The 16,814-nt window shown below is 61.5% G+C and carries 10 protein-coding genes; 9 read left to right on the forward strand and 1 reads right to left on the reverse strand.

The genetic code is table 11. The annotated features are described in order from the left end of the window. Positions 1 to 259: 259 nt before the first annotated feature. A complete protein-coding gene (locus ACZ9BE_RS22330; RefSeq protein WP_223630511.1) occupies positions 260 to 2,200 on the reverse strand; it encodes a BCCT family transporter in 1,941 nt (646 codons plus the stop codon). A 486-nt stretch (positions 2,201 to 2,686) separates the two neighbouring features. On the opposite strand from ACZ9BE_RS22330, the gene betI reads away from it, so the two are divergent. The 9 genes from betI to yccS all read left to right on the forward strand — a co-directional run bounded on the left by betI (position 2,687) and on the right by yccS (position 16,760). Next, entirely contained in the window at positions 2,687 to 3,280 is a 594-nt protein-coding gene (gene betI / locus ACZ9BE_RS22335; RefSeq protein WP_008085771.1) for a transcriptional regulator BetI, read from the forward strand. An 88-nt stretch (positions 3,281 to 3,368) separates the two neighbouring features. Continuing rightward, a complete protein-coding gene (gene betB / locus ACZ9BE_RS22340; protein ID WP_039757620.1) occupies positions 3,369 to 4,841 on the forward strand; it encodes a betaine-aldehyde dehydrogenase in 1,473 nt (490 codons plus the stop codon). A 180-nt stretch (positions 4,842 to 5,021) separates the two neighbouring features. Then, positions 5,022 to 6,725, forward strand: a complete 1,704-nt coding sequence (betA, locus tag ACZ9BE_RS22345) for a choline dehydrogenase (RefSeq protein ID WP_056786513.1) — start codon at positions 5,022 to 5,024, stop codon at positions 6,723 to 6,725. A 261-nt stretch (positions 6,726 to 6,986) separates the two neighbouring features. After that, positions 6,987 to 8,429: a TldD/PmbA family protein gene (locus tag ACZ9BE_RS22350; protein WP_476249949.1), complete on the forward strand. Its 1,443-nt coding sequence runs from the start codon at positions 6,987 to 6,989 to the stop codon at positions 8,427 to 8,429. After that, the gene (locus ACZ9BE_RS22355) at positions 8,429 to 9,766 is read left to right on the forward strand and encodes a TldD/PmbA family protein (protein WP_476249950.1); all 1,338 of its coding nucleotides are present in this window, start codon (positions 8,429 to 8,431) and stop codon (positions 9,764 to 9,766) included. The genes ACZ9BE_RS22350 and ACZ9BE_RS22355 overlap by 1 nt, the downstream gene beginning before the upstream one ends. A 144-nt stretch (positions 9,767 to 9,910) precedes the next feature. Then, positions 9,911 to 11,338, forward strand: a complete 1,428-nt coding sequence (mdtD, locus tag ACZ9BE_RS22360) for a multidrug transporter subunit MdtD (protein WP_041476772.1) — start codon at positions 9,911 to 9,913, stop codon at positions 11,336 to 11,338. 281 nt (positions 11,339 to 11,619) lie between these two features. Continuing rightward, positions 11,620 to 13,005: an ATP-dependent RNA helicase DbpA gene (dbpA, locus tag ACZ9BE_RS22365; RefSeq protein WP_024014613.1), complete on the forward strand. Its 1,386-nt coding sequence runs from the start codon at positions 11,620 to 11,622 to the stop codon at positions 13,003 to 13,005. Between the two features lie 153 nt (positions 13,006 to 13,158). Beyond that, on the forward strand, positions 13,159 to 14,337 hold the full coding sequence (locus ACZ9BE_RS22370) for a BaiN/RdsA family NAD(P)/FAD-dependent oxidoreductase (RefSeq protein ID WP_476249951.1): 1,179 nt from the start codon (positions 13,159 to 13,161) through the stop codon (positions 14,335 to 14,337). A gap of 230 nt (positions 14,338 to 14,567) precedes the next feature. Then, a complete protein-coding gene (gene yccS / locus ACZ9BE_RS22375; RefSeq protein WP_252868403.1) occupies positions 14,568 to 16,760 on the forward strand; it encodes a YccS family putative transporter in 2,193 nt (730 codons plus the stop codon). The last annotated feature ends 54 nt before the right edge of the window (positions 16,761 to 16,814 follow it).

A 16,814-nucleotide genomic window follows, 5' to 3' on the forward strand; every position in this document is an offset into this window, starting at 1 on the left:
GGGATAAAAAAAGGGATCGCGGTGAGCGATCCCTTTTTGTTGGGTCAGGAATAGCCCCTCACCCTAGCCCTCTCCCAGAGGGAGAGGGGACCGATCGGGGGATGCTGCAGATCTGCACCGACCTGATCTTGCTTTACCGAATCCATAATCGACTCGATCTTTCAGGTCAATGTACAACGCCAGACACCTCAGTCGGCTCCCTCTCCCTACGGGCGGTCCGACGTTTCGGGAGGGCTGGGGTGAGGGTCAGCTTTTGACTTTAGCTATAAACCCGCCCCAACAACTGCCGATGGCTTTCAAACTGATCGAGCACATCCCGGGTGATCTGCTCCGGGGTGAAGCCCATCAAGTCATAGTCCTGACTGCCATTGTGCAAATACACCTCAGCGCGGTAATAACGCTGACGCGCTTCATCGGACTGCGCCGATTCGGTCGGGGTCGCCAGATAACCATCCAGGCTCACTTCGTAAACGAAAGGGTTGCCCTCTTCCATCTCGACCCGCACACCCATGCAACGCTTGGCTTTGCCCAGCAGCGTCTGCACTTCAATGCCCTGATTGCGCAATTGCGCCGCTGCATCTTCCAGCGCCGGAGTGACGTGCTTGTCCATGAAGCGCTGCACCACCGATTGGCTCGGCTGCAGATCCAGTTGCGTCAGGCGCTCACTGAAACCACGGCGTCCGCGCTCGGCCAGTTGTGCTTGCTCCTGTTCGATCTGCACGTCCTGGCGCATCGCCTTGTGCAGGCCGAACATGAAGCAGATCAGCACCACCGAGAACGGCAGGCCGGCCAACACGACCATGGTCTGCATGGCTTCGAAGTTGCCGGCGAACAGCAGGCCGATGGTCACCAGCGTGATCACCACCGACCAGAAGATCCGCAGCCAGTGCGGCGCGTCTTCATCGACGTTACCGCCCTTGCAGGAAAGATTCGCCATCATCACCGCGCCGGAGTCGGCCGGGGTCAGGAACAGCACGAAGCCGACAAAGATCGACACACCAATCACGACTTTCGACGCCGGATAATGCTCAAGCAACTGATAGATCGCCATCGACGGCTGTTCCAGCGCCGTCTTGCCCAGCTCCACCGCGCCCTGATTCATCACCAGATCCAGCGCCGAGTTGCCGAAGATCGACAGCCACGCCAAGGTGAAGCCCAGCGGAATCAGCAGCACGCCAGCAACCAGCTCACGCACGCTGCGGCCACGGGAAATCCGTGCGATGAACATGCCCACGAATGGCGCCCAGGAAATCCACCACGCCCAGTAGAACAGGGTCCACAGGCCCAACCAGCGATCGGACTTGGCGCTGTCGCCTTCATAGACGTACAGGTCGAAGGTCTTCAGCACCACGCCGTTGAGATAGTCGCCAATGTTCTGCACGAAACCGTTGAGCAGGTGCAAAGTGGGGCCGAACAACAGCACGAAAATCAGCAGGCCGCTGAACAGCACGATGTTCAGGTTGGACAGACGACGGATGCCGTTTTCCACACCTGACACGGCAGCGATGGTCGCCACCGTGCTCATGACGATGATGACGATCAGCAGGTTGGTGTTGCTGTGCTCCATGCCGAACAGGTTTTCCAGCCCGGACGACACTTGCAGCGAGCCAATCCCCAGGTTGGTCACCAGGCCCAGCAGGGTCACGAACATGCCGAAGCCGTCCACCGCGTGACCGGCCGCGCCCTTGACCCAACGCTCGCCGACCAGCGGATACAGCGCCGAACGCAGGGCCAGCGGCTGGTTATGCCGATAGGCAAAATAAGCCACCGCCAGACCAACCAGTGCGTAGATCGCCCAGCCGTGCAGGCCCCAGTGCAGGAAAGTCAGTTGCACCGCCTGCCGCGCCGCCATATTCGTCGCCGAGGTGCCTTCCGGCGGATTGAAGTAGTGATCCAGCGGCTCGGACGCGCCGAAGTACAGCAGCGAAATGCCGATGCCCGACGAGAACAGCATCCCCGCCCAGGCGCCGTAACTGAAATCCGGGGTGTCGTCCTTGCTGCCCAGTTTGAGTTTGCCGTACGAGGAAAACGCCAGACCGACCACGAACACCAGGTAGGCGGCGATCACCACCATGTAGTACCAGCCGAAGCTGCGCGACAACCAGGCCTGGGCCATGCCCAACATTCTGCCGGCCTCTTGCGGGGCGATGATCAGAATGGCGGTCAACAACAGAATCAGCGCGGTCGAGGTGTAGAACACCCAACCGTTGACCGTCACCTTCTCGGGCGGGGTCTTTATTAGCGAGGCAGAACTCATGGCACAAATGCTCCAGGCAGTGCGAGAGAAGAACACAAGGCATCACGGAACCCGACCAATCGGTTAGTTGGCAGCCGACCGGCGGGTGATATAAAGACACTCCGAAAAAAGCCCGAACCTGTCGAAATGGCGTTGCGTATTCGCTTTCGTGGCCAGAGGCGACGGACGTTCATCCGAAACCTGGCCCCGAGCGTCTTGCCCTTTCAACACGTCCATCGAATCGCGAACCGCGCCATGCCCCGCGCAGGTTTCGAGCCGTTTCAGGTGTCGGTTTTTATCGTCATTACGTGTAGGAATTTTCTGTAGGCAGCGACGAATTGTCGCAGATCTTATTCTTTGTTGATTGAACGTTCAATCAAAACAAAATAGACTGGCCCTCAATCCGATCGGCGTCATTCGCCCCTCGGAAGGCCTAAGGAGATGTGCAAGATGCCCAAGGTCGGTATGCAACCCATCCGCCGCCAACAACTGATCGAAGCCACTTTGCAAGCGGTCGATCAGGTCGGAATGGGGGACGCCAGCATTGCGCTGATCGCCCGTTTGGCCGGTGTCTCGAATGGCATCATCAGTCATTACTTTCAGGACAAGAACGGCCTGATCGCCGCCACGATGCGGTACCTGATGACCGCCCTCAGCGAGAGCGTCACCGCGCGCCGTCAGGCGCTGGCAGATGACAGCCCACGGGCGCATCTGCAGGTGATCATCGAAGGCAACTTCGACGCCAGCCAGGTCAATGGCCCGGCAATGAAAACCTGGTTGGCCTTCTGGGCCACCAGCATGCACCAGCCGTCTTTGCACAGGTTGCAGCGGATCAACGATCACCGTCTGTATTCCAACCTGTGCTGCCAGTTCCGCCGTGTGCTGCCGCTCGAAGATGCGCGCAGCGCCGCCCGGGGTCTGGCAGCGTTGATTGACGGCTTGTGGTTGCGCGGCGCGCTGTCGGGAGACGCTTTCGACACGGCGCAGGCGCAACAGATCGCTTACGAATACATGGATTTCCAATTGGCCAAGAAGGTGAGCTAGAGCACACAGAAAATGCTCGGCCCCTGAACTCCACCGCAGCGTCATCGCGGTGGTCAACGCCAACCACCAATGCACTTGCGAGGACACTATGGCCCGTTTCGAACTGCAAAAACTCTACATCGATGGCGCGTACACCGACGCCGGCAGCGACGCCACCTTCGAAGCCATCAACCCGGCGAACGGTGAAGTCCTCGCACTGGTGCAACGTGCGACCAAAGACGACGTCGAGCGCGCCGTGGTCAGCGCCGAAAAGGGCCAGAAAATCTGGGCCGCGATGACCGCCATGGAGCGTTCGCGCATCCTGCGTCGCGCCGTTGACATCCTGCGCGAGCGCAACGATGAGCTGGCTGCGCTGGAAACCCTGGACACCGGCAAATCCTTCTCCGAAACCAAGTACGTCGACATCGTCACCGGCGCTGACGTGCTGGAATACTACGCAGGCCTGGTGCCCGCCATCGAAGGCGAGCAGATCCCGCTGCGTGACACCTCTTTCGTTTACACCCGTCGCGAGCCGCTTGGCGTGGTCGCCGGTATCGGCGCGTGGAACTACCCGATCCAGATCGCGCTGTGGAAATCCGCTCCAGCCCTGGCGGCCGGTAACGCGATGATCTTCAAGCCAAGCGAAGTCACCTCGCTGACCACCCTGAAACTGGCTGAGATCTACACCGAAGCCGGCGTACCGAACGGCGTGTTCAACGTGCTGACCGGCAGCGGCCGCGAAGTCGGCACCTGGCTGACCGAGCACCCGCGCATCGAGAAAATCTCCTTCACTGGCGGCACCGACACTGGCAAGAAAGTCATGGCCAGCGCTTCGGCTTCGTCGCTCAAAGACGTGACCATGGAACTGGGCGGCAAGTCGCCGCTGATCATCTGCGACGACGCCGACCTCGATCGCGCCGCCGACACGGCGATGATGGCCAACTTCTACAGCTCCGGTCAGGTCTGCACCAACGGCACTCGCGTATTCGTACCGGCGCATCTGAAAGCCGCGTTCGAGGCCAAGATCGTTGAGCGCGTTGCGCGCATCCGCGTCGGCAACCCGGAAGACGAAAACACCAATTTCGGCCCGCTGGTCAGCTTCGCCCACATGGAAAGCGTGCTGGCCTACATCGAAAAAGGTAAGGAACAAGGTGCCCGCGTCCTGTGCGGCGGTGGTCGTCTGACCGACGGCGAATTCGCCAAGGGCGCGTTCGTTGCGCCCACCGTGTTCACCGACTGCACCGACGACATGACCATCGTTCGTGAAGAGATCTTTGGCCCGGTGATGGCGATCCTCTCCTACGAAACCGAAGAAGAAGTGATCCGCCGCGCCAACGACACCGACTTCGGCCTGGCCGCCGGTATCGTCACCAAAGACCTGAACCGCGCCCACCGCGTGATTCATCAACTGGAAGCCGGTATCTGCTGGATCAACGCCTGGGGCGAGTCCGACGCAAAAATGCCGGTCGGCGGCTACAAGCAGTCGGGTGTGGGCCGTGAGAACGGGATCAGCTCGCTGAACAACTTCACCCGCATCAAATCGGTACAGGTCGAACTGGGCGATTACGTCTCGGTGTTCTAAGACCCGAGATTTGCATTGCTCGCGAAGGCCTCTTCGCGGGCAAGCCCGCTCCCACAGGTTTGGAGTCGTCCACCCAATTTGTGGCAGCCCCCAATCCCTGTGGGAGCTGGCTTGCCAGCGATTCGAGTGCACAGCACTCGCCAAGGTCCGACCTGACCACTATCAAAGAGGGTGCATTCAATGTCCCAAGAATTCGATTACATCATCATCGGTGCCGGCTCGGCCGGTAACACCCTGGCGACCCGTCTGACTGAAGACGAAGGCGTCACCGTTCTGCTGCTCGAAGCCGGGGGGCCGGACTACCGCCTCGACTTCCGTACCCAGATGCCCGCCGCGCTGGCGTTCCCGCTGCAGGGTCGTCGCTACAACTGGGCCTACGAAACCGATCCAGAGCCACACATGGACGGTCGCCGGATGGAATGCGGTCGCGGCAAGGGCCTTGGCGGCTCTTCGCTGATCAACGGCATGTGCTACATCCGTGGCAACGCGATGGACTACGACGGCTGGGCGAAACTGCCGGGCCTGGAAGACTGGTCGTACCTCGATTGCCTGCCGTACTTCCGCAAAGCCGAAACCCGCGACATCGGCCCGAACGATTACCACGGTGGCGACGGCCCGGTCAGCGTGACCACGCCGAAAGCCGGCAACAACCCGCTGTTCCACGCCATGGTTGAAGCTGGCGTGCAGGCCGGTTACCCGCGTACCGAAGACCTCAACGGTTACCAGCAGGAAGGCTTCGGCCCGATGGACCGCACCGTGACGCCGAACGGCCGCCGTGCTTCCACCGCGCGTGGCTACCTCGACATCGCCAAAAAACGCTCGACCCTGACGATCGTCACCCACGCCCTGACCGACAAGATTCTGTTCGAAGGCAAGCGCGCGGTCGGCGTGCGTTACCTGATCGGCGACGCTGAAGAACGTGTTGAAGCCAAGGCGCGCAAGGAAGTCCTGCTGTGCTCCGGCGCCATCGCTTCGCCGCAAATTTTGCAGCGCTCCGGTGTCGGCCCGGCGAAACTGCTGGAAAGCCTCGACATCCCGGTGGTCCACGATCTGCCGGGCGTCGGTGAAAACCTGCAGGATCACCTTGAGCTGTACCTGCAATACGCCTGCACCCAACCGGTTTCGCTGTACCCGTCACTGCTCTGGTACAACCAGCCGGCGATCGGTGCCGAGTGGCTGTTCAACGGCACCGGCATCGGCGCCAGCAACCAGTTCGAGGCCGGCGGTTTTATCCGTTCGCGTCCGGAATTCGAATGGCCGAACATCCAGTACCACTTCCTGCCGGTGGCGATTAACTACAACGGCAGCAACGGTGTGAAAGAGCACGGTTTCCAAGCGCACATGGGTTCCATGCGTTCGCCGAGCCGTGGTCGCATCCAGGTCAAATCCAAGGACCCGCGCCAGCACCCGAGCATCCTCTTCAACTACATGGCCACCGAGCAGGACTGGCAGGAATTTCGCGACGGCATCCGCCTGACCCGCGAAATCATGCAGCAACCGGCACTCGATCAATACCGTGGTCGTGAAATCAGCCCGGGCATCGACGTGCAAACCGATGAGCAGCTCGACAAGTTCATCCGCGAGCACGCCGAAACCGCGTTCCACCCGTCCTGCTCGTGCAAGATGGGCACCGACGAGATGGCCGTGGTCGATGGCGAAGGTCGTGTGCACGGCATGCAGAGCCTGCGCGTGGTCGATGCCTCGATCATGCCGATCATCACCACCGGCAACCTCAATGCGCCGACGATCATGATGGCCGAGAAAATCGCCGACAAGATCCGTGGCCGCAAGCCGCTGCCGCGCAGCACCGCTGCTTATTACGTCGCGAACGGCGCGCCGGTCAAAGGCAAGCCGATGCGGGATATCACCCCGGTTACGCAGTAAGTCGTAGTACCGAGGCGCCGCCTTCGCGAGCAGGCTCGCTCCCACACTGGATCTGTGGCATTCACAAATCCCCTGTGGGAGCGAGCCTGCTCGCGAAGAGGCCCTCACAGCAACACACACTTCCCCGCTGCACAGTAAATCCCCCTACACCCCCTCTTCACTTGATCCTACCCCCACGCAGGCCTACTCTAGACCTCGCGCAACCGTTTCACCCCTCCCCGCTGTCGCCATGCCGCTACTCCATTACAAGGAGGTTCCCGAATGTTCGATTTCCACCCCCAGCTCAAGCAGCGCTTTGCTGCCTTGCGCACGGGCGCTGAATTTTTTTCCCTGCGATATGTGCGCGAGTCCGGGCAGTATCTATCGGTGCGCAAGAACGTCGCCGAACCGCCGAGTTTGAGCCGCGATGAAGGGGTGATGCTCACCGTCCGGGTCAATGGCGTCGAAGCCTATGCGGCGACCAATGACCTCTCGCAACAAGGCCTGCAAGCCGCTCTCGAGCGCGCTGAGCAACAGGCCCGCCGGCTCAAGCCGCACGCCTTGCTCGATCTGCGCGAGCAGCCGCTTTCCAGCGATCGCGCTGATTATTTTTCACCCAATCTCGAACAGCCCTTCCCGTCCCTGAGCGAATGCTTCGATCTGCTCGGCGCGGAATCCGCCTCGGTGCCCAAGGATGAGCGCCTGGTCAATTGGCAGGTGAGCATCGGCATCACTAACGTCGAGCAGATCTACCTGAGCAGCGCCGGCGCCGAATTGCGTCAGGCCCAGCGCTTTGTCTATCCGAGCCTCGACGTCACCGCCTACGACGGCAACGACAGCCAGACCCGCAGCCTCGGCCGCGAGAACTTCGGCCAGCAGGGTGGCGCCGACGTCATCAGCCGTTGCGGCCTGGTCGGTGCCGGTCCGCAAGTCGCCGAACAGGCCTTGCAATTGCTGCTCGCGCCGAACACCCCGCAAGGCCGGCGCGACCTGCTGCTGATGCCCGATCAGATGATGCTGCAGATCCACGAGTCCATCGGTCATCCGCTGGAGCTCGACCGCATCCTCGGCGATGAGCGCAATTACGCCGGCACCAGTTTCGTCAAGACCAGCGATTTCGGCAGCCTGCAATACGGCTCGAACCTGCTCAACGTGACTTTCGACCCCGGCATCCCGGAAGAACTCGCCAGCTACGGCCATGACGACGACGGCACTGCGGCGAGCAAACAATTCCTGATTCGCGACGGCCTGTTGCTGCGGCCACTGGGCGGAGCGCTGTCGCAATATCGCGCCGGCCTCGATGGCGTTGCCAACAGCCGCGCCTGCGGTTGGAACCGGCCGCCGATCGACCGCATGGCCAACCTCAACATCGAACCGGGTGATCAAACGCTGGAGCAGATGATCGGCGGTATCGAGCACGGCATTCTGATGAGCACCAACCGTTCGTGGTCGATCGACGATGCGCGCAACAAATTCCAGTTCGGCTGCGAATGGGGCCAGTTGATCGAGCATGGTGAACTGAAAGGCGTGGTAAAAAACCCCAACTACCGGGCGATTTCCGCGCACTTCTGGAAGAGCCTGCGCGCCGTCGGCGATGTCAGCACCGTCAAGGTGCTGGGCACGCCGAACTGCGGCAAGGGCGAACCGAACCAGGTGATTCGCGTCGGCCATGCTTCGCCGGCCTGCGTATTCAGCAACATTGATGTGTTTGGGGGAGACGCCTGATGAGCATTTCGAAGCGTCAGTCCGACGCCTTCAAGGTCATGGTCAACTGGCTGCGCGACAGCGTGCGCGAGCCGGAACAGTTCACGCTCAGCTACGCCGCCGAAGCCTCGGCGTTCGTGCGCTTCAATCACGCCAAGGTGCGCCAGGCCGGGCAAGTGCAGCAGGCCAACGTCGGCCTGAAACTGATCAACGACGGTCGCCACGCCGACCTGCAGATCACCTTGTCCGGGGATCAGGAAGCCGATCTGCAACGGCTCGCCGAAGGCCTGCAACAATTGCGCGAAACCTTGCCGCTGCTGCCGCAGGACCCGTACTTGCTGCTCAATCACAACAGCTGGCAGAGCACGCACGTACAAGCGCATCCGCTGCCGGACACCGAAGATGTCGTCGGGCAAATCTGCGCCGCCGCTGAAGGTCTCGATCTGGTCGGTTTTTATGCTGCCGGTCCGATCAGCCGTGGCTTTGCCAGCTCCGCTGGCGCGTTCGGCTGGCATGAAGCCAACAGCTTCAATTTCGACTTCAGCCTGTTCCACGAAAACGGCGAAGCGGTGAAGGCCAGCTACGCCGGGCATGACTGGAGCGACGAAGGGTTTGCCCGGCGTTTCGCCCAGGCCCGCGAACAGCTGGAGTTTCTCGGCCGACCGTTACGCACTTTGGCACCGGGACAGTACCGCGCCTATCTGGCACCGGCGGCACTGGAAGAAATCATGGGCATGCTCAGTTGGGGCGGGTTCTCGGCGCAATCGATCGCCAGCAAGAGCAGCCCGTTGCAGAAACTCTACGTCGGCGATCAGGCGTTCAGTCCGCTGGTGTCGCTGGATGAGAAAGTCAGCGAATCCCTGAGCCCGGCGTTTTCCGCCGAGGGATATCCGCGCAGCGATCTGCGTCTGATCATCGAAGGCCGGGCCGGTGATCAACTGGTCGGCTCGCGCAGCGCCGCCGAATATGGTCTGGCGGCGAACGGTGCGGGCGGCGGCGAAATGCCCAGTGCATTGAACATGGCCGCCGGTGATCTGTCGCAGCAAGAGATCCTCAAGCAGTTGGGCACCGGGCTGTACATCAGCAACCTGTGGTACCTGAACTACTCGGACCAACCGGCGGCGCGCATGACCGGCATGACCCGTTTCGCGACCTTCTGGGTCGAGAACGGCGAAATCCAGGCGCCGGTCAGCACCATGCGTTTCGATGACAGCGCCTACAACCTGCTCGGCTCGCAGCTGGAAGCGTTGACTACCGAGCGTGAATTGCTGCTGTCGGCGAGTACCTACAGTCAGCGCAATACCTCGTCATCGCTGTTGCCGGGGGCGCTGGTCAGCCGACTCACGCTGACGCTGTAAATGCAAAACCTGTGGGAGCGAGCCTGCTCGCGAAAGCGGTAGATCAATCGACATCAATGTTGAATGAAATGGCCTCTTCGCGAGCAGGCTCGCTCCCACACTGACCGCGCTCGACTCTGAATATGCACTGACACAAGAGGTTCCATGCCCAACCGCCCGCCTCTCGACGCCATCACCGCACGCTGGTTGCCGTGGGTCGTCGCCATTGCGTTCTTCATGCAGTCCCTCGACGGGACCATCCTCAATACCGCGCTGCCGGCCATGGCCAGCGATCTGGCCGAAGACCCGTTGCGCATGCAGGGCGTGATCATCGCCTACATGCTTACCGTGGCCCTGCTGATCCCGGCCTCCGGCTGGATCGCCGACCGCTTCGGCACCAAGAAAATCTTCTTCGGCGCGATTCTGCTGTTCAGCTTGGGCTCGTTGCTATGCGCGTTATCCAGCAGCCTGAGCATGCTCATCGGTGCGCGGGTGATTCAGGGCCTCGGCGGTGCGCTGATGTTGCCGGTCGGGCGGCTGGTGGTGCTGCGTGCGTACCCGCGCTCGGAACTGGTGCGAATCATGGGTTTCATCACCATTCCCGGCCTGCTCGGCCCGCTGATCGGCCCGACCATGGGCGGCTGGATGGTGGAATACGTGACGTGGCACTGGATCTTCCTGATCAATCTGCCGGTCGGGGTGATCGGTTGCTACGCGGTGTGGAAATTCATCCCCGACCTGCGCGGCACGGAGCGCACCCGCTTCGATAGCCTCGGCTTTCTGCTGTTCGGCGCAGCGATGATCCTCATCACCATCGCCATGGAAGGTCTTGGCGAACTGCACCTGCCGCACCTGCGGGTGATGCTGCTGCTGTTCGCCGGCATGGCCTGTCTCGCGGCGTACTGGCTGCGCGCCGGGCATATCGAGAATCCGCTGTTTGCGCCTTCGCTGTTCAAGACCCGCACGTTCGCCGTGGGCATTCTCGGCAACCTGTTCGCGCGACTGGGCAGCGGTGCTCTGCCATTTCTGGTTCCGCTGCTGTTGCAAGTGGCGTTGGGCTATTCGCCGTCGCAAGCCGGGATGAGCATGTTGCCGCTGGCCGCTGCGGCGATGGTCGCCAAGTGGGTCGCGCGGCCGCTGATCGAACGCCTCGGCTATCGCATCGTCCTCACCGGCAACACCCTGGCGTTGGGGATCATGCTGGCAAGCATGGGCCTGGTCAGCGAGCAGACGCCGTACTGGCTGCTGCTGTGCCTGCTGGCGGTGCTGGGGGCGATCAACTCGCTGCAATTCACCGCGATGAATACGGTGACGCTGATCGACCTCGACGATGCCAGCGCCAGCAGCGGCAACAGTCTGCTGTCGGTGGTCGCGCAATTGTCGCTGAGCCTCGGCGTGGCCTGCGCCGGCGCGCTGCTCGGCGGCTTCACTGCGAAGGTCGGCAACGATGGCGTGGAAACCGTACTCGGTGCGTTCCAGCTGACCTTCGTCACGGTCGGCGTGATGGCGATGCTGGCGGCGACGATCTTCTCGCAACTGTCGAAGGAAGACGGGCGCCGGGCGAAACGTCCACAAGAACACATCGAACACTGATTCTGCTGAAGGAGTTCTTTGACTTCTGTGGCGAGGGGATTTATCCCCGCTGGGTTGCGCAGCAGCCCCAAAAAGGTTGGATGCGGTCAGCCTGATGAATCGAGGTGGCAGGTATTGGGGGTGCTGCGCACCCCATCGGGGATAAATCCCCTCGCCACAGATAAATCCCCTCGCCACAGTTAATCCCTGCCTCGGGTTCAATCGCTGTTCGTCCAGAACTGTCGAGGAAACCGGCATGGGGCTGCTACACTGCGCGACATTTTGTTTTGCAGGCCAGTCCCGTGACCACCATCGCCACCGCTTTTAATACTCTGCCGCTGTCCGCCGCCATGCTGGCTAACCTCGAATCACTCGGTTATGCCCAGATGACGCCGATCCAGGCGCAGAGCTTGCCGGTGATCCTCAAGGGGATGGACCTGATCGCCCAGGCCAAGACCGGCAGCGGCAAGACCGCCGCGTTCGGCATCGGCTTGCTCAACCCGATCAACCCGCGCTACTTCGGGTGCCAGGCGCTGGTGATCTGCCCGACCCGTGAGCTGGCCGACCAGGTGGCCAAGGAAGTCCGCCGTCTGGCTCGCGCCGAAGACAACATCAAGGTCCTGACCCTGTGCGGCGGCGTCTCGTTCGGTCCGCAGATCGCTTCGCTGGAGCACGGCGCGCACATCATCGTCGGCACCCCGGGGCGCATTCAGCAGCATTTGCGCAAGGGTTCGCTGGTGCTCGATGGCCTGAACACGCTGATCCTCGACGAAGCCGACCGCATGCTCGACATGGGCTTCTACGACGCGATCGAAGACATCATCATCAAGACCCCGGAGCGCCGGCAGACTCTGCTGTTCTCCGCGACCTACCCGGTGGGCATCAAGCAACTGGCCTCGAAATTCATGCGCGATCCGCAGACCGTCAAGGCTGAAGCCTTCCACGACGACACGCAGATCGAGCAGCGCTTCTACGAGATTTCCCCGGAAGAGCGCATGAGCGCGGTGACCAAGGTCCTGCACCACTTCCGTCCGGCGTCCTGCGTGGCGTTCTGCTTCACCAAGCAGCAAGTGCAGGAAACCGTCGATCACCTGACCGCCAAAGGCATTTCCGCTGTTGGCCTGCACGGCGATCTGGAACAGCGTGACCGCGATCAAGTACTGGCGATGTTCGCCAACCGCAGCACCTCGGTGCTGGTCGCCACCGACGTCGCCGCCCGTGGTCTGGATATCGATGCGCTGGACATGGTGATCAACGTCGAGCTGGCTCGCGATTCGGAAATCCACATCCACCGCGTTGGCCGTACCGGTCGCGCGGGCGAGAAAGGCATCGCCATCAGCCTGGTCGCGCCGTCCGAAGCGCATCGTGCGCAAGCCATCGAACAACTGCAGAAAGCGCCGCTGAACTGGGATCAGATCGACAACCTCAAGTCCCAGGGCCTGGCGCCGCTGCAACCGCCGATGACCACCCTGTGCATCGGCGCTGGCCGCAAAGACAAAGTGCGCCCGGGCGACATTCTTGGCGCACTGACCGGCGAAGCGGGCATTCCCGGTGCGCAGGTCGGCAAGATCGCGATCTTCGATTTCCAGGCCTACGTCGCTGTCGAGCGCACCGTGGCCATGCAGGCCTTGCAGCGCCTGAACGACGGCAAGATCAAGGGCCGCTCGTTGCGCGTACGCATTCTGTAAGCGATCTTCCATCCATAGGAGATCCCCTGTGGGAGCGAGCCTGCTCGCGAATGCAATCTGTCAGTCGACATCATTGTTGAATGACACAACGCTTTCGCGAGCAGGCTCGCTCCCACAGTTTGTTTTGTAGCGACCCACCAAGAGGACACCGTTTTGCGCTCTACCGAAGTCGTGATCATTGGCGCTGGCGCGGCCGGCTTGATGTGTGCCCTGACCGCCGCCGGGCGCGGGCGTCAGGTGTTGCTGCTCGACCACGCGAACAAGGCCGGCAAGAAAATCCTCATGTCCGGCGGCGGTCGCTGCAATTTCACCAACATGTACACCGAACCGAGCAATTTCCTCTCGCAGAATCCGCATTTCTGCAAATCGGCGCTGGCGCGTTACACCCAGTGGGATTTCATCGGTCTGGTCGGCAAGCACGGCGTGCCGTACCACGAGAAGAAACTTGGCCAGCTGTTCTGCGATAACAAATCCAGCGACATCCTCGGCCTGCTGCTTGATGAATGCGATCAGGCCGGCGTCGAGCTGCACCTGGACACCTCAATCCAGACCATCGAAAAAACCGACAGCGGTTATCTGCTCGACACCACCCTCGGCCAAGTCCAGTGCCAATCGCTGGTGATCGCCACCGGCGGCCTGTCGATTCCGACCCTGGGCGCTACCGGTTTCGGTTATCAGGTCGCCAAACAGTTCGGCCATGAACTGCTGCCGACCCGCGCCGGGCTGGTGCCGTTCACCATTACCGACCAGCTCAAGGAACTCTGCACCGAATTGTCCGGCACCTCGGTGGATTGTCTGGTCAGCTGCAATGACCAGAGCTTTCGCGAGAACATCCTCTTCACTCACCGTGGCCTCAGCGGCCCGGCGATTCTGCAGATTTCCTCGTTCTGGGAGTCTGGCGATACGGTAGAGATCAACCTGCTGCCGGATCACGACGCGGCGAGCTGGTTGCAACAGCAAGTCGCCGAGCGTCCGAACAGCGAGCTGAAGACTTTGCTTGGCGAGATCTTCACCAAGAAAATGGCCAACCTGCTGGCGGACAACTGGTTCGTTTCCAAACCGATGAAGCAGTACACCCACGCTGAACTGGCGGAGATTGCCGAGAAGCTCGGCAGCTGGAAGGTTGTGCCGGCGGGAACTGAAGGCTATCGCACGGCTGAGGTGACTCTGGGTGGCGTCGACACCCGCGAGGTGTCGTCGAAGACCATGGAATCGCTGAAAAGCCCGGGCCTGTACTTCATTGGTGAAGTGCTCGACGTCACCGGGCACTTGGGCGGCTTCAATTTCCAGTGGGCCTGGGCCTCGGGCTACGCTGCTGCGCAGTACGCTTAACTCAAGGCTAAATACAAAACCCTGTGGGAGCGAGCCTGCTCGCGAATGCGGTGTACCAGTCGACATCAATGTTGAATGACACTCCGCTTTCGCGAGCAGGCTCGCTCCCACAATGGTTTGTGGTGTAAGTAAAAGGAACACTTTTTGCTGTCAGATGTGCTCGGCGCCATTGCGTCGGCGTCATTACTGGCTCAATTTAGCGGCATCGCCTCGGAAGGCCTTCGCACTTCATGTCCTCGACCTCGTTTCGTCAGTCTTTGCGGCGCCTGTGGGCGCTGGATAAATTCAGCTACAGCGTGCGGGTATTCATCGCCCTGACCGGCAGCATGGCGCTGTGCTGGTATCAGGATGAAATGGGCCTGCTGATCCCGTTGTTCCTCGGCATCATCGCCAGCGCCCTGGCCGAGACCGACGACAGTTGGCAGGGTCGTCTCAACGCCCTCGCGGTGACACTGGTGTGTTTCAGCATCGCCGCGCTGTCGGTGGAATTGCTGTTTCCCTACCCGATCATTTTCGCCGTGGCCCTGGCGCTGGCCAGTTTCGGCCTGACCATGCTCGGTGCGCTGGGCGAGCGTTACGGCGCGATCGCTTCGGCGACGCTGATTCTGTCGGTGTACACGATGATCGGCGTTGATCAGCGCGGCGGCGCGGTCACTGACTTCTGGCACGAACCGATGCTGCTGGTCGCTGGCGCGGCGTGGTACGGCCTGCTCTCGGTGCTGTGGCAGGCGCTGTTTTCCAATCAACCGGTGCAGCAGAGTCTGGCGCGGCTGTTCCGCGAGCTGGGCCTTTATCTGAAGCTGAAATCTTCGCTGTTCGAGCCGATCCGGCAGATGGACGTCGAAGCCCGCCGCCTCGAACTGGCGCAGCAGAATGGCCGGGTGGTCGCCGCCCTGAACACGGCCAAGGAAATCATCCTGCATCGGGTCGGCAACGGTCGACCCGGCTCGAAAGTCAGCCGTTATCTGAAGCTGTATTTCCTCGCGCAGGACATTCACGAACGCGCCAGCTCTTCGCACTACCCGTATAACGCGCTGGCCGAGGCGTTCTTCCACAGCGACGTGCTGTTTCGCTGCCAGCGCCTGCTGCGCCAGCAAGGCAAGGCCTGCCGGGCCTTGGCCGAGTCAATCCAGATGCGCCAGCCGTTCATCTATGACGCCAGTTTCGCCGAAGCCCTGAACGACCTGCATGCCTCCCTCGAACACTTGCGCATCCAGAGCAATCCGGCATGGCGCGGCCTGCTGCGCTCGCTGCGCGCCTTGGCGGCCAACCTCGGCACCCTCGACCGCCTGCTCAGCGATGCCAGCAACCCCGATGCTCTGGCGGACGCCACCGACAGCAGCCTGCTCGACCGTTCACCGCGCAATCTCAAGGACGTATGGATTCGCCTGCGTACGCAACTGACGCCGACCTCGCTGCTGTTCCGCCATGCCCTGCGCTTGCCGCTGGCACTGAGCATCGGCTACGGCATGGTGCACCTGATCCACCCGTCGCAAGGCTACTGGATCATCCTCACCACGCTGTTCGTCTGCCAGCCGAACTACGGCGCCACCCGGCGCAAACTCGGCCAGCGGATCATCGGCACGGCCATTGGCCTGACGGTGGCGTGGGCGCTGTTCGATCTGTTCCCCAACCCGGTGGTGCAATCGTGCTTCGCCATCGCTGCCGGCGTGGTGTTCTTTACCAACCGCACCACCCGCTACACCCTGGCGACGGCGGCGATCACGATCATGGTGCTGTTCTGCTTCAATCAGGTCGGCGATGGCTACGGGCTGTTCCTGCCACGGCTGTTCGATACCCTGCTGGGCAGCCTGATCGCAGGTCTGGCGGTGTTCCTGTTCCTGCCGGACTGGCAGGGTCGGCGCCTGAACAAAGTGCTGGCCAACACCCTGACCTGCAACAGCATCTACCTGCGCCAGATCATGCAGCAATACGCCGCCGGCAAAAGCGATGACCTCGCTTATCGCCTGGCCCGACGCAACGCCCATAACGCTGACGCGGCGCTGTCGACGACACTGGCGAACATGCTCATGGAGCCGGGGCATTTCCGTAAGGAGGCGGATGTCGGCTTCCGCTTCCTGGTGCTATCGCACACGTTGCTCAGCTATTTGTCAGGGCTCGGCGCGCACCGTGAAACACAGTTGCCAGCGGAGGTGCGCGAGCATTTGATCGAAGGCGCCGGGGTGAAACTGGCGACCAGCATCGACGAAATCGCCCAAGGCCTGGCGAGCAAGCAGCCGATTGCGATTCAGAGTGATGACGAGGAAGCGCTGGCCAATGAGCTGGAACAGATGCCGGATGAAATCGATGAAGGGCAACGGTTGGTGCAGACGCAGCTGGCGCTGATTTGCCGGCAGTTGGGGCCGCTTCGGACGTTGGCGGCGCATTTGATCAAGGACACTGCCGAAATCAGCGGCGCCTGAGACGACGCGTTCGCGAGCAGGCTCGCTCCCACAGGGTATGCATTTCAAATTGTG

This window comes from Pseudomonas sp. TE9122, assembly GCF_056278925.1.

Coding starts and splice junctions, on each gene's coding strand:
- betI (WP_008085771.1), top strand. CDS start 2,687: ATGCCCAAGGTCGGTATGCAACCCATCCGCCGCCAACAACTGATCGAA.
- betB (WP_039757620.1), top strand. CDS start 3,369: ATGGCCCGTTTCGAACTGCAAAAACTCTACATCGATGGCGCGTACACC.
- betA (WP_056786513.1), top strand. CDS start 5,022: ATGTCCCAAGAATTCGATTACATCATCATCGGTGCCGGCTCGGCCGGT.
- ACZ9BE_RS22350 (WP_476249949.1), top strand. CDS start 6,987: ATGTTCGATTTCCACCCCCAGCTCAAGCAGCGCTTTGCTGCCTTGCGC.
- ACZ9BE_RS22355 (WP_476249950.1), top strand. CDS start 8,429: ATGAGCATTTCGAAGCGTCAGTCCGACGCCTTCAAGGTCATGGTCAAC.
- mdtD (WP_041476772.1), top strand. CDS start 9,911: ATGCCCAACCGCCCGCCTCTCGACGCCATCACCGCACGCTGGTTGCCG.
- yccS (WP_252868403.1), top strand. CDS start 14,568: ATGTCCTCGACCTCGTTTCGTCAGTCTTTGCGGCGCCTGTGGGCGCTG.